This window comes from Stenotrophomonas sp. P5_B8, from assembly GCF_054049855.1.
Genome location: NZ_JBFULO010000016.1, coordinates 1 through 24,498, shown reverse-complemented (window position 1 = coordinate 24,498; position 24,498 = coordinate 1). Strand labels below are relative to the sequence as shown.

The 24,498-nt window shown below is 68.0% G+C and carries 24 protein-coding genes, 2 tRNA genes, 1 other RNA gene and 1 pseudogene; 16 read left to right on the top strand and 12 right to left on the bottom strand.

Translation table 11 applies throughout. From position 1 onward, the window contains the following. Positions 1–446: 446 nt before the first annotated feature. Positions 447–2,420 (top strand): peptidyl-prolyl cis-trans isomerase, encoded by a 1,974-nt coding sequence (locus ACXJKH_RS01920; protein WP_457318086.1) that lies wholly within the window; start codon positions 447–449, stop codon positions 2,418–2,420. A 497-nt stretch (positions 2,421–2,917) separates the two neighbouring features. On the opposite strand, the gene ACXJKH_RS01915 is transcribed toward ACXJKH_RS01920, so the two are convergent. Both ACXJKH_RS01915 and gloB read right to left on the bottom strand, forming a co-directional pair. After that, positions 2,918–4,150 carry a transglycosylase SLT domain-containing protein gene (locus ACXJKH_RS01915; protein WP_457318085.1) on the bottom strand — a complete coding sequence of 411 codons (1,233 nt, stop codon included), beginning with the start codon at positions 4,148–4,150 and terminating at the stop codon, positions 2,918–2,920. Further along, the gene (gene gloB / locus ACXJKH_RS01910) at positions 4,147–4,914 is read right to left on the bottom strand and encodes a hydroxyacylglutathione hydrolase (RefSeq protein WP_457318084.1); all 768 of its coding nucleotides are present in this window, start codon (positions 4,912–4,914) and stop codon (positions 4,147–4,149) included. The genes ACXJKH_RS01915 and gloB overlap by 4 nt, the downstream gene beginning before the upstream one ends. 11 nt (positions 4,915–4,925) lie before the next feature. On the opposite strand from gloB, the gene ACXJKH_RS01905 reads away from it, so the two are divergent. From ACXJKH_RS01905 to dnaQ, 3 genes are read left to right on the top strand one after another with little or no spacing between them, the layout of a single operon-like run. Continuing rightward, the gene (locus tag ACXJKH_RS01905) at positions 4,926–5,570 is read left to right on the top strand and encodes a methyltransferase domain-containing protein (protein WP_457318083.1); all 645 of its coding nucleotides are present in this window, start codon (positions 4,926–4,928) and stop codon (positions 5,568–5,570) included. An 11-nt stretch (positions 5,571–5,581) separates the two neighbouring features. Further along, positions 5,582–6,034 (top strand): ribonuclease HI, encoded by a 453-nt coding sequence (gene rnhA / locus ACXJKH_RS01900; RefSeq protein WP_256775648.1) that lies wholly within the window; start codon positions 5,582–5,584, stop codon positions 6,032–6,034. Between the two features lie 4 nt (positions 6,035–6,038). Continuing rightward, positions 6,039–6,764 carry a DNA polymerase III subunit epsilon gene (gene dnaQ, locus ACXJKH_RS01895; RefSeq protein WP_457318082.1) on the top strand — a complete coding sequence of 242 codons (726 nt, stop codon included), beginning with the start codon at positions 6,039–6,041 and terminating at the stop codon, positions 6,762–6,764. Positions 6,765–6,965: 201 nt separating this feature from the next. Here dnaQ and ACXJKH_RS01890 read toward each other — a convergent pair whose 3' ends face one another. Next, positions 6,966–7,670, bottom strand: coding sequence for a PP2C family protein-serine/threonine phosphatase (locus ACXJKH_RS01890; RefSeq protein ID WP_256775650.1), 705 nt, complete (start codon positions 7,668–7,670; stop codon positions 6,966–6,968). A gap of 170 nt (positions 7,671–7,840) precedes the next feature. Here ACXJKH_RS01890 and ACXJKH_RS01885 point away from each other — a divergent pair. Then, positions 7,841–7,931 (top strand) — tRNA-Ser (locus tag ACXJKH_RS01885). A 296-nt stretch (positions 7,932–8,227) separates the two neighbouring features. Beyond that, complete coding sequence (locus ACXJKH_RS01880) at positions 8,228–8,635, top strand: DUF6165 family protein (protein WP_256775651.1); 408 nt, start codon at positions 8,228–8,230, stop codon at positions 8,633–8,635. Between the two features lie 98 nt (positions 8,636–8,733). On the opposite strand, the gene ACXJKH_RS01875 is transcribed toward ACXJKH_RS01880, so the two are convergent. Beyond that, the gene (locus ACXJKH_RS01875) at positions 8,734–9,783 is read right to left on the bottom strand and encodes a glycosyltransferase family 9 protein (protein ID WP_457318081.1); all 1,050 of its coding nucleotides are present in this window, start codon (positions 9,781–9,783) and stop codon (positions 8,734–8,736) included. A gap of 21 nt (positions 9,784–9,804) precedes the next feature. On the opposite strand from ACXJKH_RS01875, the gene ACXJKH_RS01870 reads away from it, so the two are divergent. The 3 genes from ACXJKH_RS01870 to ACXJKH_RS01860 are packed head-to-tail and all read left to right on the top strand — an operon-like array spanning position 9,805 to position 11,707. Beyond that, positions 9,805–10,554: a 3-deoxy-D-manno-octulosonic acid kinase gene (locus tag ACXJKH_RS01870; RefSeq protein ID WP_457318080.1), complete on the top strand. Its 750-nt coding sequence runs from the start codon at positions 9,805–9,807 to the stop codon at positions 10,552–10,554. Continuing rightward, the gene (locus ACXJKH_RS01865; protein ID WP_256775654.1) at positions 10,554–11,321 is read left to right on the top strand and encodes an MBL fold metallo-hydrolase; all 768 of its coding nucleotides are present in this window, start codon (positions 10,554–10,556) and stop codon (positions 11,319–11,321) included. The genes ACXJKH_RS01870 and ACXJKH_RS01865 overlap by 1 nt, the downstream gene beginning before the upstream one ends. A 2-nt stretch (positions 11,322–11,323) precedes the next feature. Beyond that, positions 11,324–11,707, top strand: coding sequence for a nuclear transport factor 2 family protein (locus ACXJKH_RS01860; RefSeq protein WP_457318079.1), 384 nt, complete (start codon positions 11,324–11,326; stop codon positions 11,705–11,707). Between the two features lie 44 nt (positions 11,708–11,751). Here the strand turns inward: ACXJKH_RS01860 and ffs are convergent. Continuing rightward, positions 11,752–11,848, bottom strand: an RNA gene (ffs, locus tag ACXJKH_RS01855) — signal recognition particle sRNA small type. 276 nt (positions 11,849–12,124) lie between these two features. Here ffs and ACXJKH_RS01850 point away from each other — a divergent pair. Beyond that, positions 12,125–12,442, top strand: a complete 318-nt coding sequence (locus ACXJKH_RS01850; RefSeq protein ID WP_256775656.1) for a DMT family transporter — start codon at positions 12,125–12,127, stop codon at positions 12,440–12,442. 80 nt (positions 12,443–12,522) lie between these two features. Here ACXJKH_RS01850 and ACXJKH_RS01845 read toward each other — a convergent pair. Together ACXJKH_RS01845 and ACXJKH_RS01840 are read right to left on the bottom strand one after the other, a co-directional pair. Beyond that, positions 12,523–12,945, bottom strand: a pseudogene (locus ACXJKH_RS01845) (GNAT family N-acetyltransferase); the annotation flags it as partial. A gap of 238 nt (positions 12,946–13,183) precedes the next feature. After that, positions 13,184–13,276, bottom strand: a tRNA-Ser gene (locus ACXJKH_RS01840). Positions 13,277–13,412: 136 nt separating this feature from the next. On the opposite strand from ACXJKH_RS01840, the gene dnaX reads away from it, so the two are divergent. From dnaX to ACXJKH_RS01820, 4 genes are all read left to right on the top strand, one after another. After that, entirely contained in the window at positions 13,413–15,365 is a 1,953-nt protein-coding gene (dnaX, locus tag ACXJKH_RS01835; protein ID WP_457318078.1) for a DNA polymerase III subunit gamma/tau, read from the top strand. 6 nt (positions 15,366–15,371) lie between these two features. Continuing rightward, positions 15,372–15,692 (top strand): YbaB/EbfC family nucleoid-associated protein, encoded by a 321-nt coding sequence (locus tag ACXJKH_RS01830; RefSeq protein WP_256775659.1) that lies wholly within the window; start codon positions 15,372–15,374, stop codon positions 15,690–15,692. Positions 15,693–15,791: 99 nt separating this feature from the next. After that, the gene (gene recR / locus ACXJKH_RS01825) at positions 15,792–16,391 is read left to right on the top strand and encodes a recombination mediator RecR (RefSeq protein ID WP_256775660.1); all 600 of its coding nucleotides are present in this window, start codon (positions 15,792–15,794) and stop codon (positions 16,389–16,391) included. Between the two features lie 315 nt (positions 16,392–16,706). After that, positions 16,707–17,066 carry a histidine triad nucleotide-binding protein gene (locus tag ACXJKH_RS01820; RefSeq protein ID WP_457318077.1) on the top strand — a complete coding sequence of 120 codons (360 nt, stop codon included), beginning with the start codon at positions 16,707–16,709 and terminating at the stop codon, positions 17,064–17,066. 167 nt (positions 17,067–17,233) lie between these two features. Here ACXJKH_RS01820 and ACXJKH_RS01815 read toward each other — a convergent pair whose 3' ends face one another. Genes ACXJKH_RS01815 through ACXJKH_RS01800 form a run of 4 tightly spaced genes read right to left on the bottom strand, consistent with a single transcriptional unit; the run spans position 17,234 to position 21,606 of the window. Next, positions 17,234–17,761: a Slp family lipoprotein gene (locus tag ACXJKH_RS01815; protein ID WP_256775662.1), complete on the bottom strand. Its 528-nt coding sequence runs from the start codon at positions 17,759–17,761 to the stop codon at positions 17,234–17,236. After that, positions 17,758–19,710, bottom strand: coding sequence for a transglutaminase TgpA family protein (locus ACXJKH_RS01810; protein WP_457318076.1), 1,953 nt, complete (start codon positions 19,708–19,710; stop codon positions 17,758–17,760). Before ACXJKH_RS01810 ends, ACXJKH_RS01815 begins: the two co-directional genes overlap by 4 nt. After that, the gene (locus ACXJKH_RS01805; protein ID WP_457318087.1) at positions 19,703–20,641 is read right to left on the bottom strand and encodes a DUF58 domain-containing protein; all 939 of its coding nucleotides are present in this window, start codon (positions 20,639–20,641) and stop codon (positions 19,703–19,705) included. The genes ACXJKH_RS01810 and ACXJKH_RS01805 overlap by 8 nt, the downstream gene beginning before the upstream one ends. Positions 20,642–20,679: 38 nt before the next feature. Next, positions 20,680–21,606 carry an AAA family ATPase gene (locus ACXJKH_RS01800; RefSeq protein ID WP_457318075.1) on the bottom strand — a complete coding sequence of 309 codons (927 nt, stop codon included), beginning with the start codon at positions 21,604–21,606 and terminating at the stop codon, positions 20,680–20,682. Between the two features lie 67 nt (positions 21,607–21,673). Between ACXJKH_RS01800 and ACXJKH_RS01795 the strand changes: the two genes are divergently transcribed. Continuing rightward, on the top strand, positions 21,674–23,515 hold the full coding sequence (locus ACXJKH_RS01795) for a glycosyltransferase family 39 protein (protein ID WP_457318074.1): 1,842 nt from the start codon (positions 21,674–21,676) through the stop codon (positions 23,513–23,515). Between the two features lie 21 nt (positions 23,516–23,536). Here ACXJKH_RS01795 and ACXJKH_RS01790 read toward each other — a convergent pair whose 3' ends face one another. After that, entirely contained in the window at positions 23,537–24,109 is a 573-nt protein-coding gene (locus ACXJKH_RS01790) for a Maf family protein (protein WP_457318073.1), read from the bottom strand. A 114-nt stretch (positions 24,110–24,223) separates the two neighbouring features. Here ACXJKH_RS01790 and ACXJKH_RS01785 point away from each other — a divergent pair. After that, a partial coding sequence (locus ACXJKH_RS01785; protein WP_457318072.1) for a YceD family protein occupies positions 24,224–24,498 on the top strand: 275 nt, incomplete at its 3' end.

Here is a 24,498-nt window from a genome sequence, read left to right as displayed (position 1 = left end):
CCTTGGAGGCGAAATAAAGGAGGAGGGGGCGGCCGAAGGCCGACGCCGGGGGACATTCGCCGGAAAGGGCATCGGCGCCCAGCGCCCGACCCGCCGACCACCGCTGGTGGCGAAACAAGGAGGAGGGGGTGGCCGCAGGCCGACGCCGGAGGACATTCGCCCGAAGGGGCATGGGGGACCAGCGCCCGATCCACCAACAGCCGCGCCTGGGGAGGTTCACAGCGCGTTTCTGCCTGCCACGCCGCTGGCACAAGAACCGCTTCTGTCTATCGCGACAGCATCAAGCGCGTCATGACCAGCTGCCGATGCCGGGGCCGATGTGATGGCGACATCCGGCGGCCCGCAGCCGTTGCGGTAGCGGTACCGCGCCTGCCCGCGATGGTTTTGGAGCCACGCCGGAAGCGGGTTACACTGCCCGGCTCGCCACTCAGGCCATGATTTTTCCCATGCTGCAGAAACTTCGCGACAAGACCTCGGGCTGGATCGTTACGGTGATCCTGGGGCTGCTGATGATTCCGTTCCTGTTCGTGATCGACTCCAGCTACCTCGGTGGCGTGGGTGCGCAGAACGTGGCCAAGGTGGCAGCGCCGCCGACGTGGTGGCGCTCGGCGCCGGCATGGTGGCCGATGTCGTTCCTGTGGCAGCACCATGAGATCAGCTCGCAGGACTTCCGCGTGCGTTTCGAACAGGCGCGCCAGCAGGCCCGCCAGGAGCAGGGCGAAGACTTCGACCCGCGCCATTTCGAAAGCACCGAGAACAAGCTGGCCGTGCTCGACCAGATGATCGACGAGCAGGTCGTGCGCCTGGCCGGCGAACAGTCCGGCATCGTGATTGGCGACAACGCCGTACGCGAATACATCGCCGCGATCCCGGCGTTCGTGGGTCCCGATGGCAAGTTCAGCGACACCCAGTACCGCCTGGCGCTGGCCGGTGGCAATCCGCCGCGCACCCCGACCCAGTTCGAGGCGCTGGTGCGCGAGAGCATCCAGCAGTCGGTGATCCCGTCGGCGCTGCAGTTGTCCGGTTTCGCCACTGCCGCTGAAACCGAGCGCCTGCTCAAGCTGCTGGGCGAAACCCGCGACGTTGAACTGGCCGCGCTGCCGGAACTGCCGRCCGATACCGCCGAAGTCACCGACGCGCAGATCAAGCAGTGGTACGACGGCCATATCAAGGACTTCCGCCAGCCGGAAACCGTGTCGCTGGAATACGTGGAAATCAACGGTGCCACCCTGCCGGCCGCCACCGCGGCCGACGAGGCGACCCTGCGCAAGCGCTATGCCGATGAAAAGGCACGCTTTGCCACGCCGGAACAGCGCCTGGCCTCGCACATCCTGATCGCCGCCGATGGCAGTGATCCGGCCAAGCTGAAAGCCGCCGAAGAAAAGGCGAACCGCATCGCCGCCGACGCCAAGAAGCCGGGTGCCGACTTCGCCGCGCTGGCCAAGGCCAACTCTGAAGACCCCGGTTCCAAGGAACACGGTGGCGATCTGGGGTGGGTCGAGCGTGGCGCGATGGTCAAGCCGTTCGAAGACGCGTTGTTTGCGATGCAGGCCGGTGAGGTGACCGGTCCGGTCAAGACCGACTTCGGTTACCACGTGCTGCTGCTGCGCGAAAAGAAGGGGGGCGAGAGCCGTTCGTTCGAAGAAGTGCGCGACCAGCTGGCCGCCGAGCAGCTCAAGGCCGACAACGAGCGCGCCTTCACCGATCTGAGCGGTCGCCTGGTGGATCTGGTCTACAAGAACCCGACCTCGCTGGAAGGCCCGGCCAAGGAGATGGGCCTGCCGGTGCAGACGCTGGGGCCGTTCACCCGCACCACCGCCAGCGGCATCGCCGCCAATCCGGCCGTGCTGCGCGCCGCGTTCTCCGACATCCTCACCCAGGACGGCACGGTCAGCGACCCGATCGAGATCGCACCGAACCACAACGTGATGATCCGGGTGACCGACCACAGCCCGGAACAGGCGCTGCCGTTGGTCAAGGCGCGTGAGCAGGTGATTGCCGCGATCCGTACCGACCGTAGCCGCCAGGCCTCGGAGAAGGCCGCTGACGCGCTGCTGGCCAAGCTCAAGGCGGGGCAGACCCTGCAGGCGCTCGCGGTCAGCGAGAAGCTGCAGGTGAGCCCGCTGCCGGGCCTGCCGCGCACCCAGCCGGTCCCGACCCCGGAGATCAACCGTGCCGTGTTCGGCGCGCAGGCACCGACCGAAGGCAAGCCGAGCTACGGCAAGGTGGCCGTGCAGGGCCGTTACCTGGTGTACGCGGTCACCAAGGTGACCCCGGCCAACCTGGCCGAGGTCCTGCCGGAGCAGAAGAAGGCCTTCACCGATCAGCTGAACCAGATCGATGGCATGGCCGCAGCCAAGGCCTACATCGACGCGATGCGCAAGCATTACAAGGTGCAGACCGAAGAGGCGAACCTGTAACCGACCCGGTTGCAGCGGCAGCAGAAGGCCCGGCATTGCCGGGCCTTCTACGTTGTGGAGGGTAGGGCTGGGCGGGGCGCCAGGTTTCAGGCGAGTGAGGTCGGATGCCAGAGAACCAAGGCCAACCGCACAACGGCTGATGCGAGTGCCAGTGCCAATGCGCCTTCGGCCATGGTCCTGCCGACACCGCATCCCGTGCCCGGGTCGGCAGTCGGCCGGGGCGCGGCCCCGAGTCGCCGTCGCGTGGACCATCAGGCGCGCCAGCCACCTCGCGCGCCAGCGCGCTGCGCCGCATCCTCGACGATGTGCTCCGCTACGTTTCCGCAGGGTCTCGCTCAGGCGACCGCCGATCCGGCTGATCGGCGGGATCGCGCGCTGCCCCGAACCGGCGCTTCCGCCCTTGGCGCGGCCCCGCAACGAGACGCAGAACCCGGAAACGACGATGCCCGGCATCGCCGGGCATCGCAGGTACCGCTCTGGATCGCCGGGCGACCCCGTCAATCCTCCACGCGCAACACCGCGCCGGGCTTCAGCACGCTGCTGCCGTTGAGCCCATTGAGTGACAACAGGGCCTTCAGCGGCATGCCATAGCGACGGGCGATCGTCCACGGCGACTCGCCGTCGCGGACGGTATGGCGGCGGCTACGCGGGCGATCGGCGCTGCTGGCCACGGTCCGCGCCACGCGCGGTGCCGGTGCCTCGGCCTTGGCCGACGGCGCTGTCGTATCGACGGGGGTGGGGCTGTCGGCGGCGGCGACTGTCGCCATTACCGCTGCGCTGGCGTCCACCGGCGCGTGGCTGGCCGGGGCCAGCAAGGTGACCTGGCCGCTCGGACGGCCCTTGCCGCTGGCCAGGGCCGGGTTGAGTCGCGCGATCCGCGCCGGGTCCAGGGAGCGCTGTGCGGCCCACTGTTGGACGCTGGTGCCGGCCGGCAGGGTGTGCCCCTTGAGCACCGGCACGGTGCGGTCCAGCGAGGCCATCACGCCCGGCTTGGTTTCAGCTGTTTCCAGCACGCAGGCCAGCGCGTGCAGCTTCTCGACGTAGGCGTAGGTGATCGGCGACAGCCCCGGCAGCTCGGCTGGCCGCGCGTTCTGCGCGTTCATGCCGGCCTTGCGCAACGACTGCAGGACGCGGTACTCGCCGGCGTTGTAGGCCATCGTGGCCAGGCGCCAGTCGCCGCCGAACATGCCATGCAGGGTCTTGAGGTAACGCACCGCGGCCTGGGTGGAGTCCACCGCCGACAGGCGGCCGTCGTACCCGGCGGTCATCTGGACCCGGTGGTTCTTGGCGGTGGTGGCGATGAACTGCCACAGCCCGGCCGGGCCGCTGCCGTTGCGGGCATTGGGCCGGTAGCCGCTTTCCACGAACGGGATCAGCGCGAACTCGGTGGGCAGGTTCGAGCGACGCAGCTCTTCGACCACATAGCCGAACAGCACCAGGGCGTCATCGTCCTGGTTGGCCAGCCGCGACGGGGCGTGGGCGAACTGTTTCTGCCAACGCGGGCTGGTGGCCTCGGCGTTGCAGGTGGGTTCGGCCAAGCCTTCCCGGAAGCTGGCGAAGATCTCCTGCCCGTTGCGCACCGAAACCGGCGGCAGGGCGGCGGGGTCCAGTGGCAGCTGCGAGAGCCCGGCCACGTTCTGCGACATTCCCGCACTCAACGACTGGGCGCTCGCGCCACCGGCAAGGGCAAGTCCCAGGCCGAGCGCGAGCGGCAACAATCGCCGGCTCATGTACGGAATCCGTCTTTCCAGCCGCGCAGACCTACGACGACATCGACTTCATCGGTGACGGGGCGACCCAGGTGGGCACTGACGGCCTGCTGGATCGAGGGAAAACGGGTGCGCAGGAACGGATTGCATTCCAGCTCGCTGGCCAGTGTTACCGGCAGCGTGGGGCGGTCATCGCGGCGCATGGCCAGGGCCTCCTCATGGCGCTGCAGCAACGCAGCGTTGGTGGGGTCGACGTGCCGCGCGAAGACGGCATTTGACACGGTGTATTCGTGCCCGCAACACAACAGCAGGTGCGGGGGCAGGGACGCCAGCTTGTGCAGGGATGCCTGCAGCTGGGACGGCGTACCTTCGAACATGCGACCACAGCCCAGGCTGAACAGCGCGTCCCCACTGAAAAGATGTTCAGCGGTGTGAAACGCGACATGCGACCGGGTGTGACCGGGCACGGATACTACGTGGAACGTCTGGCCCAATGCCTGAACGTGTTCACCTTCGCCTACCCGATGCGTCGCCATCGGCATGCGCGGATCGTGTGGCGCGTATACCGCAAGCCCCGGATACCGGCCCTGCAGCTCGGTCACGCCGCCGATGTGGTCGTCGTGGTGGTGGGTGAGAAGAATCGCCTCAGGCGTCCATCCCTGCTGCGCTGCGGCAGCCAGAACCGGCGATGCCTGGCCCGGGTCGACCACGACCGCGCGGCCGTCGTCGGCGACCAGGGCCCAGATGTAGTTGTCCGCAAATGCGGGTAGGGCAGTGAGTCGCATAGAATTGGACCATGCCCGCCACGCCGAGCCCCCGTCAAGCGTCAGTCGCATCCTGGTTTGATACTGAACCGGCACAAGTGCTGTGCCAGCTGGAGTTGCAGCACCTGATGCCCCTGCTCGCCGAGCACCCGGTGACGCCCTGGCTGTGGGTGGCGCCGACCGCCGCGTGGGCGGCCCTGCCCAGCCTGCCCGGGCGTGGGCTGCGCCTGTACCGTGACGGCGCCGGATTTGCCGGCGATGCCCACTGCGGTCTGCCCCTGCCGCTGCCGAGCGAGAGCGTCAACGCGATCGTGCTCCAGCACGTCACCGCCCGCGACGCCGAACAGCTGATCGACGAATGTGCACGGGTGCTGATGCCCGGCGGCCGGCTCTGGCTGTCCACTCTCAACCCGTTCAGCCCGTATCGCCGCCAATGGCGCCACCACGGGCTGGTAGTGCGCAGCCCGCAGCGGCTCCGGCATACCCTGGAGCGGTGCGGGCTGGCCTGCCAGGACGTGACCTACCTGGGACCGATGTGGCACGACCGGGCACCCGGCCACCGCAGCCTCGCACTGCTGCGCGCGGCGTGCCTGTTCAGCGCCGAGAAACGCACCCTGGCCTTGCCGGGACCTACGCCACTGCCGGTCCGCCAATGGCACGGCACCGTGGCGACCTGATCTGGAATGCAATGAAGACCATAGAAATACACACCGACGGTTCCTGCCTCGGCAATCCCGGCCCCGGCGGCTGGGCGGCACTGCTGCGCTACAACGCGCACGAGCGTGAACTGAGCGGCGGCGAAGCGCACACCACCAACAACCGGATGGAGCTGATGGCCGCCATCTCCGGGTTGGAGGCGCTGAGCGAGCCGTGCAACATCGTGCTGTTCACCGATTCCCAGTACGTGCGCCAGGGCCTGACCGAGTGGATGCCGGGCTGGATCCGCAAGAACTGGAAGACCGCCGGTGGCGCTCCGGTCAAGAACCGCGAACTGTGGGAGCGCCTGCACGCGGCCACCCTCATGCACACCATCGACTGGCGTTGGGTGAAGGGCCATTCCGGTGACCCGGACAACGAGCGGGTGGACCAGCTGGCGCGCGATGCCGCGATCCGGATCCGCGCCGCCGGCCCGGTACACTGAGCCCATGCGTCAGATCATCCTCGATACCGAAACCACCGGTCTGGAATGGCGAAAGGGCAACCGCATCGTCGAAATCGGCTGTGTGGAACTGCTCGAACGTCGCCCCAGCGGCAACAACTACCACCAGTACATCAAGCCGGACTGCGAGTTCGAACAGGGCGCGCAGGAAGTCACCGGGCTGACCTTGGACTTCCTGGCCGACAAGCCCGACTTCGCGCAGATCGCCGATGAGTTCCTCGCCTTCATCGATGGCGCCGAACTGATCATCCACAACGCCGCGTTCGACATCGGCTTCCTGGACAACGAGCTGTCGCTGCTCGGCGACCACTACGGCAAGATCACCGACCGCTGCACGGTGATCGATACGCTGAAGATGGCGCGCGAGCGCTTCCCGGGCCAGCGTAATTCGCTGGACGCACTGTGCCGGCGGCTGGGCGTGGACAATGCGCATCGCCAGTTGCACGGCGGCCTGCTCGATGCCCAGATCCTGGGCGATGTGTACATCGCACTGACCTCGGGCCAGGAAGAAATCGGCTTCGGTTCGGCCGACGAAGCCAAGGGCGGCACCGCGCACGCGCAGGCGTTCGACACCTCGCGTCTGCTGCCGCGCCCCCGTGTGGTGGCAACCGCCTCCGAGCTGGAAGCGCACCAGGCGCGCCTGGCCAAGCTGCGCAAGAAGGCCGGCCATGCGATATGGGACGGCGAGCGCGAGATGGCCGAAGCGGGCTGACCGCGGCGCGACTCACCTGGCGGTACGGGTCGCTCCAGGCGTCGGTCTACGGGCCGCTACGGGCGTCGATCTTCACGGGTAGAGCCACGCCATGCGTGGCTGCCTTTCGTTCGGCGACCCTCAAGGGGTTACGCCGCCTGCTCGGCCACGCTCATCCAACCGGCGTATCGAACCGTCCACCGCCCCGCAACCCGTCAGCCCTCAGTGGCAACGCACCAGGATCACGGTGATGTTGTCCGAACCGCCGCCATCGAGCGCGGCGGCGACCAGGGTATCCACGCACTCCTGCGCGCTGGCGTCGTCAAAGGCCAGCGTGCTGGCGATGCCCTTGTCTTCCACTTCCTCGGTCAGCCCGTCGCTGCACAGCAGCAGCTGCATGCCCGGGCGCAGTTCGCCTGTGGTGGTGGCGACGTTGAGGTGGGCCGGGTCGGTCACGCCCAGCGCCTGGGTCACCACGTTGCGGTGCGGGTGCGCGCGCGCCTGTTCGGCAGTCAGGTTGCCTTGGGCGACCAGTTCCTGGACCACGCTGTGGTCCTGGCTGAGCTGGGCCAGCTGGCCATCGCGCCACAGGTAGGCGCGGCTGTCGCCGACCCAGGCCACTTCGTAGCGGTTGCCCTGAACGCGCGCGGCGACCACGGTGGTGCCCATCGGCAGGCTGTCATTGCGCCGCCGGGAGGTGCGGATGATTTCCTCGTCGGCGACCCGGATCGCATGCGCCAGCGACGCGCCCTGGCGGATCTCGCGCACGATGGTCTCGCGCGCCAGCGCGCTGGCCACTTCGCCGCAGGCGTGTCCGCCCATGCCGTCGGCCACCAGCCACAACGCCAGTTCGCCATCGCCGTAGTAGGTGTCCTCGTTGAGGTCACGGCGCAGGCCAGGGTGGGTCAGGTGTCCGAATTCGATCATGGGGTGGCTGCAGGCAAGGGGACGTTGCGGGGGAGAACGGCATGATCGCGGCCCGCCGGACATCCGGCAAGGTATCCATACAGAAGAAATTCACTTCCGTTGCAAACGAATGACTTGTCGCCGACGCGTCCTGCCCGTATCATTCGCCTCCCGGTTCGCCGGGACCATCTGGAGAGGTGGCAGAGCGGTTGAATGTACCTGACTCGAAATCAGGCAGGCGTTTATAGCGCCTCGGGGGTTCGAATCCCCCCCTCTCCGCCAGATCAAAAGAAAAGGGCTGCCCGGTGGGCAGCCCTTTTCTTTTGATCTGGCGCGGGATGCGACGGCGCGTTGCGCCGTCGCCCCAAACGCCGCTTCGCAGCGTTTGGGCCCGGTCCCTTTGCCTGCCTCTCCCCGCCCCTGTCGGGGCAGCCCCTCAACAGAGGGGCTTGTGCCACCAGTGGGGAGTGCGCCACCTGACGGCAGGATGAGAAACGCGGGAACAGTGCGTCAGGCAGCCCACCTGTGTTCTACGCCGGGTCCGCTAAACTGCCCGTCTCATGTAACGGATCTCCCCCATGACCGCTGAAATTCTGGTTCCTGTTTCCTTTGGCGAGCTGCTGGACAAGATCTCGATCCTGCAGATCAAGTCCGAGCGCATCGACGATGCCGCCAAACTGGCCAACATCCATGCCGAGCTGAGCGCGCTGGACAAGACCTGGATGGCGCACCCGGCGGCGGTGAAGGACATCGCGCGTCTGCGTGCCGACCTGAAGGCGGTCAACGAGCGGCTGTGGGACATCGAGGACAACATCCGCCTGCAGGACAAGGCGCAGGCCTTCGACGAGAACTTCGTCGCGCTGGCCCGCAGCGTGTACCTGCAGAACGACGAGCGTGCCCGGATCAAGAAGGCGATCAACCTGGCGCTGGGCTCGGGCTACGTCGAAGAGAAGTCGTACAAGGATTACGCACCCAGGGGCGCGTAACTCCGTCGGCCTGCGATGCGCAGGTGGTAATGCCGGCCGCCGGCCGGCAACCCCGCAATGTCCGGCCCCGCTTGACCGCGCAGCGTCAATTGCGCCGATCAGGCCGGGCGATGATCGGCGACATACCGCTCGAACGCGGCGATGCCGTCTTCAACGGTGATCAGCTGCATCACATCGTCGAACTCGACCTTGGTGCCCCATTTCAGTTCGCTGGCCGGCTTGCCGAGGAACCTGCGCGCGGCATCGTCATAGCGGTCCACGCAGTAACGGCGGTCCGAATACGGGCCACTGCGCGCCGGATTGCTGGCCGCATGCAGGCCCAGCACCTTGGTGCCCATGGCGTTGGCGATGTGCATCGGGCCCGAGTCGGGCGTCATCACCAGCGCGGCGCGGGCCAGCAGGGCTGGCAGCTGCTTGAGTGTGTCCTTGCCGACCAGGTCCAGCGCGGGAGTGTGCAGCTGGGCCAGGATGGCGTCGGTCATCTCGCGCTCCAGCGCGCTGCGCCCACCGCACAGCACCACCTGCCAGCCGCGCGCGCTGGCATGGTTGGCCACGGCGGCGTAGCGGTCGGCATACCAGTTGCGGCGCACATGGCTGGAGCAGGGCGAGATCATCAGCACCGGGCGGCCATCGTCCTCCCATTGCGCCTGCGCCCAGTCGACTGCCGCCGGCGGCACGGCCAGGTCCCAGCTGACTTCGGTCTGGGCAATGCCGAGCGGCTCGCCGAAACTGCCGATCGCATCGAGCACATGGATGCCGGGGCGGTCGGGGATGCGTTCGTTGATGAAAAGTCCGTGAAGGTCCTTCGAGCGCGCCTTGTCGTAGCCGATCCTGCGCCTGGCGGGTACGAAGGCGGAGAGCACGTTGGCGCGGAAGGCCACCTGCATCTGCAGCAGCGCCTCGAAACGCCCCGGCGGGAACGTCGCGCGCAGCGCGCGCATCCCGGCCAGCCCGGTCTTCTTGTCGTAGGGGTGGAACACCACGCCGGGCAGGCCGTCGAGCAGTTTGTGACCGGCCTTGTCGATGATCCAGTGCAGTGGCGTGCCTGGCCTGGCCTTCTGCAGGGTCCGCACCAGCGGCACCACGTGGGTGACGTCGCCCAGTGCGGACAAACGCAAAAGACACAAGGAAGAGGACGCTGATGCCATGGTGTTGTTAGACTCGAAGTAATGGTCGCATTCGACGCCACTGAAGCGCTGACGCCTTGCCGTGATGGACGCGGCATGGGTTCCATTCTGTTCGACCGGGAACGGCTGCGGCAAGCCGAGATCGGTCTGTTCTCGCCAGCCCACTGGGCCGAGCGGGCGCGGCCGGTCGGGGACGGCGGCCGGGGCGGTGCGTGGTTCGTCGATGCGCCCTTCGGCCAATGCGTGCTGCGGCTGTACCTGCGCGGCGGCATGGCGGCCAAGCTGAGCCGCGATCAGTACCTGTGGCGCGGCGCCAACCGCACCCGCAGCTTCGCCGAATTCCGCCTGATGCGCGCACTGCGCGCGTTGAAACTGCCGGTGCCGCAGCCGATCGCCGCGTTCTACATGCGCGATGGCATGCGCTACCGGGCCGCGATCCTGATGGAGCGGCTGGAAGGGGTGCGCTCACTTGCCGACCGCGCGCTGGTGGCCGGACGGGGCGCACCGTGGGAGGAAACCGGCCGGCTGATCGCGCGGTTCCATCGCGCCGGCCTGGACCATGCCGACCTCAACGCGCACAACATCCTGTTCGATGCCAACGGCCATGGCTGGCTGATCGATTTCGACCGTTGCGTGCAGCGTATTCCCGCCACCCGTTGGCGCGAAAAGAACCTCAAGCGCCTGCTGCGTTCGCTGATCAAGCTGCGCGGCGAGCGCAGCCAGGACGATGTGGAAAAAGATTACGCACGGCTGCGCCGTGCCTACGACCTGGCCTGGAACCGGGGGTACTGATGTCCTGGGCGCTGCGTTTCATGGGGGTCGGCAATGCGTCGGCCGTCGAGCTCGGCTCGCCGATGGCGGTGATCGAACGCGAGGGCCGGCCGTGGCTGACCATCGACTGCGGTGGCGAGGGTCTGACCGCGTTCCAGGCGCAGTACGGGCATGTCCCGCAGGCGCTGTTCGTCACCCACGTGCACCTGGACCATGTGGCCGGTTTCGAGCGGTTGTTCGTCGATGCCTTTTTCTCGCCGCAACGGCGCGGTCGCATCCGCCTGTATGTGCCGGCCACGGTAGTGCCGCTGCTGCATAAACGGGTGGCCGATTATCCGAACGTGCTGGCCGAGGGCGGCGCCAATTTCTGGGACGCCTTCCAGTTGATCGTGGTCGGCGATGCGTTCTGGCACGACGGTGTGCGGCTGGAGGTGTTCCCGGTGCGTCACCATTGGCCGGAAACCGCCTACGGCCTGCGCCTGAAGGGCGCGATCACCTGGAGCGGCGATACCCGCCCGATTCCGGAGATGCTGGCCCGCTATGCCGACGACAACGAACTGATCGCCCACGACTGTGGCCTGCATGGCAATCCCTCGCATACCGGGGTGGATGATCTGGAGCGCGAGTACAGCCGTGAGTTGCAGTCGCGAATGATGCTGTACCACTACGCCAGCCATGCCGACGGACAGGCGTTGCGCCAGCGCGGGCATCGCGTCGCGCTGCCGGGCGAATGCGTGGCGCTGGCTACGCCGACGGCGATGCACGTGCTGGCCCAGGATCCGCCTTGAGCATGCCGCGCGCGTCCAACGCCGCCGCACTTGCCGCCCATCTCGAAGCGCTCGAGCGCGCCCTGCATGACCCGGTCGTCCGCAGCGATGTGGCGCGCCTGGCGGCGCTGCTTGATGCGGACTTCAGTGAAATCGGCAGCTCAGGCACTTGTTACGGGCGCGCCGCGGCGCTGGTCGACATCCCGGCCGAACGGACCGCAGTGGAGATCGAGTCTGACGACTACGCCGTGAGCCTGCTCGCCCCGACCGTGGCGCAGGTGCGGTATCGCAGCTGGTATGTGATCGACGGCGTGCGCCAGCGCGAGGTGCTGCGTAGTTCGCTTTGGCGTCTGCGCGAGGATGCCTGGCGTGTGGTATTCCACCAGGGCACGCCAACGGCGCCTTGAGCGGCAGCGTCGCGACAGGAAAACCGGGGCCGGAAAAGGTGGCGGCCCCGCCGGCTTGCCTCGGCGCCCGCGTCGATCGATACCGTTGCTGCCTTCCGGCCCTGGCGGGATTTTCGACCTAGCGTCGCGAGGGGCCGACGGGGCCACCATAGAGACGTTCCGCACGCGGGGCGATCAGGGATCGGTGCTCGGCGTGGGAAGCTGTACTGCAGGAGCGTGCCCCCGTAGTGCAGTCGCGCATTCTAGCGCATGCGCGGCACGCAGTGCCAGATACTCGCCTGAATCGCCTGTAGCCAACAGCACGGCCCGGCGTCCATTGGCGTGGCGTGGCGCTAAAATGGCCGGTACAGGAGGAACGACCTCCCCCGCATCGGGAACAACGTCCAGGACGACCTGGCCCCCATCAAGGAGGGCCGTATGGCCTGGATCTATCTGTTGGCAGCCGGTGTACTGGAAATCGTCTGGGCGTTCGCGATGAAGCAGTCCGACGGCTTCAGCAAGCTCACCCCGTCGATCATCACCCTGGTCACCATGATTGCCAGCTTCTGGCTGTTGTCACTGGCGATGCGCACGTTGCCGCTGGGCACGGCATACACGATCTGGACCGGCATCGGCGCGGTCGGCGCGTTCGTCATCGGCATCACCTTCCTCGGCGAAACCGTCAGCGCAATGCGGATTGCCGCGGCGGTGCTGATCGTGAGCGGATTGGTGCTGATGAAGCTGTCGAGCAGTTGACCCCGGGTAGAGCCACACCATGCGTGGCTGACGCGTGTGTGGTGGCGCCGCTCAGCGCGGCCTAACGGGCGTTCCATGTGCACCGCATCCAGGCCGGGACCGTGGCCATCGGGCACGATCGCGGTCACGATGAAGCCCTGTGCAGCGTAGAAACCCCGGGTGTGCTGGCTGGTGCTCAGGGTCAGGCGACGCACGCCGAGGGCACGTGCCTGCGCTACGCGCGCCAGCGCCAGGATGTTGCCCAGGCCCTGGCGGTGCAGGCTGCTGTCGACCATGCCCCAGCAGAATGCAGCCGTGTCCTCATCGGTCCGCATCAGCCCGCCGCAGGCAGCAATCCGGCCGGCACGCTCCACCACGAGGTAATCCTGCGCGCGCTCGCGTTGCAGCAGGTAGTTGGAGAAGTCCCTGCGTTCGTGGGCGCCGAAGTAGTACGGCACGTTGCTGTCGAATATCTCCAGACAGGCGCTTGCATCGGGAGTGGCGAAGAGGCGAAGGGTGGACACGGAATCATCAGCGGGCGAGTAGGGGAGGCTACTGTGCCATGGGCGGTGATCCCCGCCGGGCGATACCCAGCCGCGCGCGCTGTGCGTCCGTAAAGAGCATCGGGGTAGGGCGCACTCAGGCCGTACGATCGAGGCTCCCCATTGGCTGGGATGAAGGACGGTCGCAGGGGCGGACCGTGGCGACAAGGCCGGCCGGAAAACGAAGAAGCCGCCCCGAAGGACGGCTTCTTCCTGAACCTGGCGGAGAGAGGGGGATTCGAACCCCCGAAGCGCGGTTTAGACGCTTACACACTTTCCAGGCGTGCTCCTTCAACCGCTCGGACACCTCTCCGGACCTGCTGCGATAACCCGCTGCAGGGGCGCAGATTCTAGCGGGGGAATTGCAATCGCACAAGCGGCACGAGACGGAGGGCAGGGGGGCTGGACAGGCGTGGCACAATGGACGTCCCGATGAAGACGGTGGCCTGATGTCCTATCTCGTCCTTGCCCGCAAGTGGCGTCCGAAGCGTTTTGCCGAGCTGGTGGGCCAGGAACACGTGGTCCGTGCGCTCAGCAATGCGCTGGACAGCGGCCGGGTGCACCATGCGTTCCTGTTTACCGGTACCCGCGGGGTCGGTAAGACCACCATCGCGCGTATTTTCGCCAAGTCGCTGAACTGCGAGCAGGGCACCAGCGCCGACCCGTGCGGCCAGTGCCCGGCCTGCTTGGACATCGATTCGGGTCGTTACATCGACCTGCTCGAGATCGATGCCGCGTCCAATACCGGCGTGGACGACGTCCGCGAAGTGATCGAGAACGCCCAGTACATGCCCTCGCGCGGCAAGTACAAGGTCTACCTGATCGACGAAGTGCACATGCTGTCCAAGGCGGCCTTCAATGCGCTGCTGAAGACGCTGGAAGAGCCGCCGGAGCATGTGAAGTTCCTGCTGGCCACCACCGACCCGCAGAAGCTGCCGGTGACGGTGCTGTCGCGCTGCCTGCAGTTCAACCTGAAGCGGTTGGACGAGGACCAGATCCAGGGCCAGATGACCCGGATCCTGGCCGCCGAGGAGATCGAATCCGACCCGACGGCGATCGTGCAGCTGGCCAAGGCCGCCGACGGCAGCCTGCGTGATGGCCTGTCGCTGCTCGACCAGGCCATCGCCTATGCCGGCGGGGCGCTGCGCGAGGACGTGGTGCGCACCATGCTGGGCACGGTCGACCGCACCCAGGTGGCCGCCATGCTGGAGGCCCTGGCCGACGGTGACGGCGTACGCCTGTTGCAGGTGGTGGCCGCGCTGGCCGAGTTCTCGCCGGACTGGAGTGGCGTGCTCGAAGCGCTCGCCGAGGCCCTGCACCGCATCCAGGTGCAGCAGCTGGTGCCGGGTGCCCAGGCCGACGGCGAAGGCATCGATGCCGCCGCTTTCGCCCAGCGCCTGCGCCCGGAAGTGGTGCAGCTCTGGTACCAGATGGCACTGGGCGGCCGTCGCGACCTGTATCTGGCGCCGAGCCCGCGCGCCGGCTTTGAAATGGCCGTGCTGCGCATGCTGGCGTTCCGTCCGGCCGCGGCGGTGCCGCCGGTACCGCGTGATCCGGGGACCGGCACCGAGGTGAACAGTGGCTCCGGCAGCGCGGCCCAGGGCAGTGGAATGGCGGCTGCACCCGCGGCCGTAACCGCCACCGTCGTCGCCGCCGCCGCGCCCGCGGCCGTTGTGGCACCGGCGGCGCCGGTGGTGGCCGCGCCGCCCGTCGCCCCGCCGGTGGTCGTTTCCGAGGTCGCCCCGTCCAAGGCGGCTCCGCCGGCCGGACCGGCGCCCGAAGACGACCCGCCGCCGTGGCACCACGGCGGCGCGGAAGATCGCGATGAGGCGCTGGCGGCGGAAATGGCCAGCCCCGACGCGGCCATGGTCGCGCCCTGGGAAGCACCGGCGGCACGTCAGGCGGCGCCTGCGCCTGTGGCCGCCCCGTCGCCGACACCCCGCCCGCAGGGCATCGCCATCGCTCCGTCGGCCGCCCCGTCCCAGGCTGCTGCGGCAGGTGAACCTATCGCGCTGGCCTCGCCGGAAGCCTGGCTGGAACTGGTCGCCCAGAGCCAGCTCAACGGTCCGTCGCGGCAGCTGGCCGCGCACGCAGCGTTCATCAGTTTTCAGCAGGGTGTCTTGAAACTGGCGGTATCGCCCGGATTTGAGTACCTGTGTTCGGACCGTTCGCTGGCGGCGCTCACCGACGCGCTGTCCGGGCCGCTGGGCCAGACCCCGCGGATCGTGATCGAACATGGCAACGCCGAGGCCGAAACGCTGCACCAGCGTTCCGACCGCCAGCGTGGCGAGCGGCAACAGGCGGCCGAAGCCGCCTTCATGGCCGACCCGCAGGTGCAGCTGCTGATCCAGCAGCACGGCGCCCGGGTCGTGGCCGATTCCATCCGTCCTTTTGATGAGTAAAGAACCATGCGCGGCAACATCGCCCAATTGATGCAGCAGGCCCAGAAGATGCAGGAAAACCTGCAGAAGGCCCAGGAAGAACTCGCCAAGCTGGAAGTCACCGGCAGCGCCGGCGGCGGCATGGTCAGCGTGACCCTGACCGGTGCCAAGGAGTGCCGCAAGGTGCGTATCGATCCGTCGATCCTGGGCGATGCGGAAATGACTGAAGACCTGGTGGCGGCCGCGTTCAACGATGCCTCCAACAAGATCGATGCCGAGTCGAAGAACCGCATGGGTTCGGCCACGGCCGGCATGCAGTTGCCGCCGGGCATGAAGCTGCCGTTCTGAGCCAGTACCCGCGCCGGGCACTGCCCGGTGCCATGCTGGCGACCGCGACGCGAAGCCTTGTCGGCTTCGCGCGCTTGTTTCTGAGATGAGCACACCGCCATGAGCCTGCCCCTGCTCGAACAATTGATCGAGGCCTTCCGGGTGTTGCCGGGCGTGGGCCAGAAGACTGCCCAACGCATGGCCTACCACGTGCTCGAGCGCGAACGGGTGGGCGGCCAGAAGCTGGCCGAGGTGCTGGCCAAGGCGATCGAACGCATCGGCCATTGCGCGCAGTGCCGCGATTTCAGCGAGACCGAGATCTGCGCGGTGTGCGCCAACGGCAGTCGTGAGCGGCAGCAGCTGTGCGCGGTGGAGTCCCCGGCCGATCGCCTGGCGATCGAACACGCCACCGGATTCCGGGGCGTGTACTTCGTACTGCAGGGGCGTCTGTCGCCGCTGGACGGCGTGGGCCCGCGCGAACTGGGTCTGGATCAGCTGGAAGCACGCCTGCAGCAGGGTGAGGTGCAGGAGCTGATCATTGCCACCAGCGCCACGGTCGAAGGCGAAGCCACCGCGCATTACCTGGCGCAGCTGGCGCGCACGCACAAGGTGCGCCCGAGCCGATTGGCCCAGGGCCTGCCGCTGGGCGGCGAGCTGGAATACGTGGACCGTGGCACGCTCTCGCACGCCTTCGGTACGCGCACCGAAGTGCAGGAATGACGCCAGGCGACCGGTCGACAATGTCGAGCATCCACGCGTAAAGCCGACCCATGGCCGGCTGGCCACGTGATGCATCCACACGGTAGAGCCGACCCGTGGTCGGCTGCCCACGCGATGCATCCACACGGTAGAGCCGAGCCATGGTCGGCTGGCCATGCGATGCATCCACATGGTAGAGCCGACCCATGGCCGGCTGGCCACGCGATGCATCCACACGGTAGAGCCGAGCCATGGTCGGCTGCCCGCGCAAGGCGCGGCAATGATCCCGGCGATCATCCGCGCTAAGCTCCAGCCCCCTGTTCAAAACGGTGCCCCATGAGCCAAGACACCCTGTTCGGCAAGATCATCTGCCGCGAAATCCCGGCCAGCATCGTCTATGAAGACGACGAAGTGCTCGGCTTCAAGGACATCGCCCCGCAGGCGCCGGTGCATGTGCTGTTCATTCCCAAGAACGAGGCGATTCCGACCCTGGACGACGTGCAGCCGTCGCAGGCGCACCTGATCGGCAAGCTGGCCCTGGCCGCGGCCGACTACGCGCGTCAGGAAGGATTCGCGCAGGACGGCTACCGGATCGTCATGAACTGCCGCGAGCATGCCGGGCAGACCGTGTTCCACATCCACCTGCACCTGCTGGCCGGCGCGCCGCTGGGCCACTTCGGAACGCCCAACGCCTGAMGCGCCAAGGGCGAGGGTGCCAGGTAGAGCCACCCCGCGGGTGGCTGCGCGACGCCTGATCGGAAGGGAGCCACCCATGGGGTGGCTCTACCGGGGAGCAAAGAAAAAACCGCCCTTCGGCGGCTTTTTCTTCAAGGCATACCGACCAACGGTCGGTACCTAGCCAGTTACCACCAGCCCCAGCCGCGGTAGCCCCAACCCGGGCCCCAGCCCGGACCGCCCCAAGGGCCGTACGGGTAGGCCGGCACCACATCGACCTGGCGCACTTCCGGCCACAGGTAGATGACGTCGGCATCCAGCTTGGGCAGGCGGTAGTCGTACTCGCCGATGCGGGTGTTCTCGTAGCCGGCGATCTTGCCGATGAAGGTCACATCGCGGCCCGGCTCGAACACGGCCGGATCGTAGAAGCCGGCGCGGCAGGCGATGAATCGGCCGTCGCTGGCGTCGGCCGAGGTGGTGCTCGGGCGGCCGCTGCCGTTGAGCGGGCGCGAGATCAACTGGAAGCAGGTCTGACCCTGCCCCGGATTTGTCTCGATGATGCGTCCGCCCCAGCGCACCGGGGTGCCAACCTGCTGGGTGGGCACCGCATCGCGCGGGCTGACCATGCTGAACTGGCCTTGCAGCGGTTTGGGCGCGGTCGCGCAGGCGGCCAGCGCCAGCGAAGCAGCGAGGGGAAGCAGAATCTGGATCTTCATGGGGATGCTCCGGAGGACGGGCGATGCCTGCGCAGGTCGCGCAATAATGAAGTGAGGTCGACGTCCGCGCCAGCGTAACGCGCGCGAACGAAACGGCTGCTGAGCGACAGCAGCGCCGGATCGGGGCGTTGCCGGTGGATGCGCTCGGCCCACTGGCTGGCAGGTTCGGCAGGGTCGCGGGCCAGGCCGAGTCTGGCGTAGCGGCGTCCCAGCCGGTGCCAGGCGCGCAGCAGCGGATCGCGTTCGCGTTCGCCACGGCCCAGCAGCCATGCCATCCACCCTAGCGCGGCCAGTGCGAAGAGGGTGAAAACGACGATCAGCTGCCCCGGCTCGAGCTTGTCGATGCCCAGCGGGCGCAGCAGTTGCTGCTGGCGCGACGCGTCGAAGGACAGCACCAGGTCGTTCCAGCCGCGTCGCAGCCAGTCGCTGGCCTGGCGCAACTGCATCCAGCGGCCTTCCAGGGTGCTTACGTCACCGCCAGCCTGCAGACGGTCTTCCAGGGTGTCGTAGATGCGTTCGGGCGCAACTGCGGCGGTCGGGTCCACGCGCACCCAGCCGCGTCCGGGCAACCACACTTCCGCCCAGGCGTGGGCATCCATGCGCCGCACCACCCAGTAGTCGCCGTAGCGGTTGCGGGTGCCACCGGCAAAGCCGGTCACTACCCGCGCGGGAATGCCGGCGTTGCGCATCAGCACCACGAAGGAGGAGCTGAAGTGCTGGCAGTAGCCGGCCTGCTGGTCGAACAGGAATGCATCCACGCCATCACGTCCCGGCAGGGGCGTGTCCAGGGTGTAGGCAAAGCGCGCGCGGATCCATCCCAGCGCACGGTTCACGATCGCGGCGTCGTCATTGCCGGCCTCGGCGCGCCACTGGTGGGCCAGCGTGGCGGTGCGCGGATTGAAGCCCGCCGGCAACTGCAGCGCCTGTTGCCGCTGGTAGCGCGACAGGTCATTGGCATAGGCGGTGGCCGGTGCTGACTGCATCCGCCAGCGGGTCAGTGCAGTGAGGCTGCTGCGGCTGCGCAGGCTGTGGTCGGCATCCAGGTCGCTGCCAGGCGGTGCCAGCAGCGGCAGGTCCAGCGCCACCAGCTGCCGGCGGTCGGTGGGTTCGTAGTCGATCTGGTAGTCCCAGCGTGGACCGCCCTGGGTGACCGCCGGTGGCGGCCGGCTCTGGCTGCCACGGTCGCGCTCCCAGACCCGGCCATCGAAGTGGGTCATCACCGGGCCACGCCAGTAACGCTGCTGCGGTGCCGGCACGGTGCCGTAGAACTGCACACGTAGCGCCGGGCTGTCGTCGGCCATCAGGTCCAGCCATTGGCTCGGGTCCATCCGGTCGGACAGCCCCGGTTTGCCGACCGCGCGTTCGGGGATGCCCCACAACGGTTCGGCCAGCCGCGGGAACAGCCAGAACCCGGCCAGCGCCAGCGGCAAACCGAGCGCGATCAGCCGCCCGACACTGCGCATCTGGCCGCCCAGGCGTGGGCTCGGGGCCTGGCCTTCGGCATGCGCCAGGCGCTGCAGCGCCAGCAAGACGGTCAGCGCAGCCAGTACCGCCAGGCCCATGGTGAGCGGGCCCTGGTCCAGCAGGAACGCGGCGAACGGTGCGAACAACGCGAAACCAAGCAGGCTGCGGGCATCGCGCAAGCTGCGCAGCTCGCTGGATTTGAGGGCCAGCATCGCCGCCAGCAGCGCGCAGCCGGTATCGCGGCCGGGGCGGGCGCCCATCTGCCAGTAAATGGCCGCGAGCATGCCCATGACCAGCAGCAGCCGCACCGGCGCGGGCAGCACACGCTGGCGCGATATCAGCGCGGTTGCCAGCGCCACCACGCCGATGATGGCCGCAAGCAGATTGGGCAGCTGCAGCAGCAGCGGGACCAGACCGAGCGCGGCGCTGGCCAGGGTCCAGTGACGTGCGCTGGCGCTCAACGCGGGGGAGGTCGGCTCAGCCATGCGGCATCAGCGCCAGTGCGCGCTGGCAGAGGTGGTGGTGGGCACTGCCGTTGCCCGGCCCCAGCACCGGTTGCCCGGGCAACTGCAGGGTGTAGCGGCGGCCGTCGCGTTCGGCCACGTCGACCCAGCGCGCCAGTCGCGCGATGCGCGCTTCGACCGGCAGCGATGACAGCTGCCGCCAGTCCAGCAGCACATCCACGCCGACCGCCTGTTCGTACTCGCGCACCAGCAGGGTGTCGCGTCGCGCCGAATGCTTCCAGGCGATGCTGCGTTGTGGGTCGCCCGCGCGGTACGGGCGCAACTGGTGCAGCTCATCGCCGTTGGCACGCACGCGGGTATGCAGKGGATCGCCGCCGCTCTCGGGCAGCGGCGGTGCCTGTGTCGCCGGTGCCGCATACACCAGCAGYGGTGCATCCGGCCACACCCACGACCACGCCCGTACCAGTCCCAGCGGCTGGGTGGTGGAAATCCGGATCCGCTCCAGGTCGAGCCAGCCGCGGCGTTCGGTGGGCAGCATCAGGTCCACTTCGATCTGCTCACTGTCGATCAGATGGCCGAACACGACGGCCTGCGCATGCGCCACTTCCAGTCCGCGACGCGCGCGTGCATCGCGGCGCGACAGGCTGATGCGCAGGCGCATCGGCTGCCCGGCGTGGACCGGCTCGGCCGAGACCGCATCGATCTGCAGGTCCGACAGCTGCAGGTGCGCGCTGATGGTGCTGGCAATGGCCACGGTGGCCAGCAGCAGGGCCAACAGCATCGCCGGGTTGTTGTTGTAGTTCAGCGCGCCCAGCAGCATCGCCGCCAGCAGCGCGGCCACGAACAGGCCGAAACGGGTGGGCAGCACGTAGATGCGGCGCCGGTCCAGCCGGCGTGGCAACGCCTCCGGCTGGCGCGGTCGCGTGTAGGGCCGGCCGTTGGCCGGCAACATCGCATGCTTCAAGCGGTCTCCCCAGCCGCGGCGCATGCTCAATCCACCGGCACGGTCTGGAGGATCGCGCGGGCCAGCGCCGGCCCGGTGTTGGCCTCGGCCTCGGGCACCAGGCGGTGGCCGGCGACGGCCACGAACAAGGTCTGCACGTCCTCGGGCACCACATGCGTGCGCCCCAGCAGCAGGGCATGCGCCTTGGCCGCGCGCAGCAGCGCCAGCCCGGCGCGCGGCGACAGCCCCACGCGCACGCCCGCATGCTGCCGGCTGCGGGTCAGCAGCGCCTGCACGTAATGCACCAGTGCCTCGCTGGCATGCACCTGGATGGCCGCCTCGCGCAGCGTGCGCACCTGCGCATCGTCCAGCCGCGGGGTGGCCTGGGCGATCAGATGGCGGCGGTCGATGCCGCGCAGCAGTTCGCGTTCGGATTCGGCATTGGGGTAGCCCAGCGCCAGCCGCAGCAGGAACCGATCCAGCTGCGAATCCGGCAGCGGGAACGTACCCGACAGATCCACCGGATTCTGGGTGGCGATCACGAAGAACGGATCGGGCAGCGGGTGGGTCACCCCGTCCAGCGTCACCTGCTGCTCGGCCATCGCTTCGAGCAGGGCGCTCTGGGTGCGTGGCGGCGCGCGGTTGATTTCATCGGCCAGCAGCACGTGGGTGAAGACCGGGCCCGGATGGAACTGGAACTGACGACTGGCCGCCTCGTAAACCGAGACGCCGAGCACATCGGCAGGCAGCAGGTCGGAGGTGAACTGCACGCGCTGGAAGCCCAGTCCCAGGCTGGAAGCCATCGCATGGGCCAGCGTGGTCTTGCCCAGGCCGGGCAGGTCTTCGATCAGCAGGTGGCCGCCGGACAGCAGCGCGACGAACGCCAGCCGCACTTCGTGCGCCTTGCCCAGGACCAGGCCATTGACCTGGTCCTGGGCGCTGCGAAGAGCCTGTCGCAGTACATCGGTTAGCATGGCTGGCACGTGGGGCGAATTTTCCATGTCCGTCTCGTGTCGATGTTCCTTTCGATTCTATAGAGCAATGCAGGGCGAACAACGCGCACGCACAATTTTTCTGCTGTTGTGGACGCTGATCACCGCAGTGAAGCTGGTGGTCGCCGCGCGTCTGCCGTTGTTCGTGGACGAGGCTTTCTACTGGCAGGAAGGCCAGCACCTGRCCGCGGCCTACTCCGATCTTCCCGGGCTGACGGCCTGGTTGTCGCGGCTCGGCGTGGAACTGGGCGGCACGCATGTACTGGCCCTGCGCCTGCCGTTCCTGGCCATCGGTGCGGCATTGCCGTGGCTGGTGTCCCGCATCGCTGCGCGCTGGTTCGGTGCGGTGGCCGGTTGGCAGGCCGGCAGCCTGACCGTTTTGATGCCGCTGTCGGGCACGCTGGGCATGCTGGCGGTGCCGGATGTGCCGATGGYGCTGGCCGCAGTGCTGTGCCTGGATGCCGGCGCACGCCTGCTGCGTACCGTCGATGCCGCCTCTGCGGTGAAGCTGGGGCTGGGCCTGACCATTGGCGCGCTCAGCCATTACCGTTTCATCGGCGTGATCGTGGTTGGCTTCATCGCGCTGCTGCTGTTGCCACAGGGCCGGCGCATGCTGCGCGATCCGCGGGTGTGGGTGGCGCTGGCGGTGGGTGTGCTGGCGTGGTTGCCGCTGCTGTCGTGGAATGCGGACAACCATGATGCCGGGCTGAAATTCCAGGTGGTCGAACGCCATCCGTGGGCATTCGAGTGGAGCGGTCTGTGGTTCCTGGTGATCCAGCCGATGCTGGTCACCCCGATCCTGTGCATGGCGATGTGGAAGGTGGCACTGGCCGGTACCCGCTCCGGCGGTGGGGCGCGCGCGCAGTGGCGTTACTTCGGCCTGGTCGGTGCGGTGTCGACGCTGTCGATCTTCGGCCTGGGCTTCTTCACCGACGTGGAGCGCATCAGCTTCCACTGGCCGTTGCCGGGCTACCTGGCGCTGCTGGTGGCGGTGCCGGTGGTGCTCAACGGATGGCCGCGCTGGTTGCGCCGCACCGGTTGGTGGCTGGCCGGAGGCGGGTTGGCGCTGGCGTTCGGCTACTACCTGATGGCGTCCACGCCGAGCCTGCGCGAGCAGTTGGCGGGGGACAAATACTATCCGCGCAACTTCGCCGGTTGGGAGCCACTGGCGGCGGCGGTGCGCGACGAGCTGAAGACCATGCCGCCCGGTACCCGCGTGCTCGCCGGCAACTTCAAGGTGGGCGCCGAGCTGGGCTTCCAGCTGCGGGATCCGTCGATCGACGTGCTGCGCCATCCGCTCAACGACAAGCACGGCCGCACCGCGCAGCTCGGGCTGTGGGGGCTGCTGCACGAGGGCCCGCGCAAAACACCGATGCTGCTGGTGCTGTCGCCCAGCGACCAGCGTTACCGCGACCTGCTGCAGCGTTATCACGAGGTCTGCGCACAGGTAGGGCCATTGCCGCCGCCGCGCGTGGTCAGCAACGACCATGGCTTCCAGCGGTTCCTGCTGTTCAAGCTGCCGGCCGGGCAGGCCTCCGGGCCCTGCGTGACCCCGGCGATGGCCTGGATCGACACGCCGCAACCCAACGCGCACGTCAACGGACTGCTCGACGTGCGTGGCTGGGCATTCAAGGACGGGGTGGGGCTGTCGCGGGTGGACGTGCTGGTCGATGGCAAGCCGGCTGCCGAGGCCACCTATGGCCGCGCCTACGACATCACCAGTTTCTGGACGATCTCCAACGACCCGCAGCATCCCAACGTGGGCTTCGACGCGCGCATCGATACGCGCGCGCTGGCCCCGGGCAAGCACTGGCTGGGCCTGCGGCTGCATGGCCGCGATGGCAGCGTCGAGACGTGGCAGGAACAGGCGCTGCAGGTGCCCGAGCGCTGAGTGCGGCGGGTGGATGCGGGCTCAGGGCAGGGTGTAGCCCGCCTGGCGCAGCAGTTGGCTCAGTGCGATCAGGGGCAGCCCGACCAGCGCGGTCGGGTCGCGGTTCTCGATTGCCTCGAACAGGCTGATGCCCAGGCCTTCACATTTGAAGCTGCCGGCGCAGTCCAACGGCTGCTCGACGGCCACGTAGCGCGCGATTTCAGCCGCATCCAGGACACGGAAGTGCACCCGGGTCAGGTCGCAGGCCTGCAGGACCTCGCCGTCGCGCATCAGGCTGATGGCGGTATGGAACTGGACCACCTGCCCGGACATCGCGGCCAGCTGCGCCTGCGCACGCTCGGCCGTGCCCGGCTTGCCCAGCGGGGCGCCGTTCAGTTCCGCCACCTGGTCCGAGCCGATCACCCAGCGGCCGGGATGGGCCCGGGCGACCGCCTCGGCCTTGGCCCGCGCCAGGCGCACCGCCATGACCCGCGGGGCTTCGTCCGGGTACGGGGTCTCATCCACGTCGGGGCGGGCGGTCTCCAAGGGCAGGCCGAGGCGCTCCAGCAATTGGCGGCGGTAGCGGGAGGTAGAGGCAAGCAGCAGCGGTGTCATGCGACAATACCGGTCACGGGAGGCCGGCAGTCTGGGCCCTTCCGGCGGGGATCGGCAACCTGACTGCGCAGGTATTTGACAGCGGCCCGGACGATCCTTAACATTCAGCGGCTTATGTCCGCAAACGTGCCCGAAATGCTGGATGCTTGGCGGATGGTTGCAGCGCGAAGGCGCTTCGACGGCCAGGTGAATCTAGCGCAATTGACTCGCCTGCAAGGCCTTGTCGCCGATACCGAAGGAACGTGCACCTATGCACTGGAATTCGYGCACGACGACATCCTGCGGGTATCCTATGTGGAACTGTCCATCGACACCGCGTTGCCGCTGATCTGTCAGCGCAGCCTGCAGCGATTCCTGTTGCCGGTTTCGATGGTGCAGCGTCTCGGCCC

What these genes read in the sequence shown, in the direction of transcription:
- rnhA (WP_256775648.1), top strand. Translation starts at nt 5,582, where the DNA reads ATGAAGACCATAGAAATACACACCGACGGTTCCTGCCTCGGCAATCCC.
- ACXJKH_RS01905 (WP_457318083.1), top strand. Translation starts at nt 4,926, where the DNA reads ATGCCCGCCACGCCGAGCCCCCGTCAAGCGTCAGTCGCATCCTGGTTT.
- ACXJKH_RS01875 (WP_457318081.1), bottom strand. Translation starts at nt 9,783, where the DNA reads ATGGCATCAGCGTCCTCTTCCTTGTGTCTTTTGCGTTTGTCCGCACTG.
- recR (WP_256775660.1), top strand. Translation starts at nt 15,792, where the DNA reads ATGAGCCTGCCCCTGCTCGAACAATTGATCGAGGCCTTCCGGGTGTTG.
- gloB (WP_457318084.1), bottom strand. Translation starts at nt 4,914, where the DNA reads ATGCGACTCACTGCCCTACCCGCATTTGCGGACAACTACATCTGGGCC.
- ACXJKH_RS01870 (WP_457318080.1), top strand. Translation starts at nt 9,805, where the DNA reads ATGGTCGCATTCGACGCCACTGAAGCGCTGACGCCTTGCCGTGATGGA.
- ACXJKH_RS01790 (WP_457318073.1), bottom strand. Translation starts at nt 24,109, where the DNA reads ATGACACCGCTGCTGCTTGCCTCTACCTCCCGCTACCGCCGCCAATTG.
- ACXJKH_RS01865 (WP_256775654.1), top strand. Translation starts at nt 10,554, where the DNA reads ATGTCCTGGGCGCTGCGTTTCATGGGGGTCGGCAATGCGTCGGCCGTC.
- ACXJKH_RS01890 (WP_256775650.1), bottom strand. Translation starts at nt 7,670, where the DNA reads ATGATCGAATTCGGACACCTGACCCACCCTGGCCTGCGCCGTGACCTC.
- ACXJKH_RS01800 (WP_457318075.1), bottom strand. Translation starts at nt 21,606, where the DNA reads ATGCTAACCGATGTACTGCGACAGGCTCTTCGCAGCGCCCAGGACCAG.
- ACXJKH_RS01810 (WP_457318076.1), bottom strand. Translation starts at nt 19,710, where the DNA reads ATGGCTGAGCCGACCTCCCCCGCGTTGAGCGCCAGCGCACGTCACTGG.
- ACXJKH_RS01915 (WP_457318085.1), bottom strand. Translation starts at nt 4,150, where the DNA reads ATGAGCCGGCGATTGTTGCCGCTCGCGCTCGGCCTGGGACTTGCCCTT.
- ACXJKH_RS01830 (WP_256775659.1), top strand. Translation starts at nt 15,372, where the DNA reads ATGCGCGGCAACATCGCCCAATTGATGCAGCAGGCCCAGAAGATGCAG.
- dnaQ (WP_457318082.1), top strand. Translation starts at nt 6,039, where the DNA reads ATGCGTCAGATCATCCTCGATACCGAAACCACCGGTCTGGAATGGCGA.
- dnaX (WP_457318078.1), top strand. Translation starts at nt 13,413, where the DNA reads ATGTCCTATCTCGTCCTTGCCCGCAAGTGGCGTCCGAAGCGTTTTGCC.
- ACXJKH_RS01820 (WP_457318077.1), top strand. Translation starts at nt 16,707, where the DNA reads ATGAGCCAAGACACCCTGTTCGGCAAGATCATCTGCCGCGAAATCCCG.
- ACXJKH_RS01880 (WP_256775651.1), top strand. Translation starts at nt 8,228, where the DNA reads ATGACCGCTGAAATTCTGGTTCCTGTTTCCTTTGGCGAGCTGCTGGAC.
- ACXJKH_RS01850 (WP_256775656.1), top strand. Translation starts at nt 12,125, where the DNA reads ATGGCCTGGATCTATCTGTTGGCAGCCGGTGTACTGGAAATCGTCTGG.
- ACXJKH_RS01860 (WP_457318079.1), top strand. Translation starts at nt 11,324, where the DNA reads ATGCCGCGCGCGTCCAACGCCGCCGCACTTGCCGCCCATCTCGAAGCG.
- ACXJKH_RS01815 (WP_256775662.1), bottom strand. Translation starts at nt 17,761, where the DNA reads ATGAAGATCCAGATTCTGCTTCCCCTCGCTGCTTCGCTGGCGCTGGCC.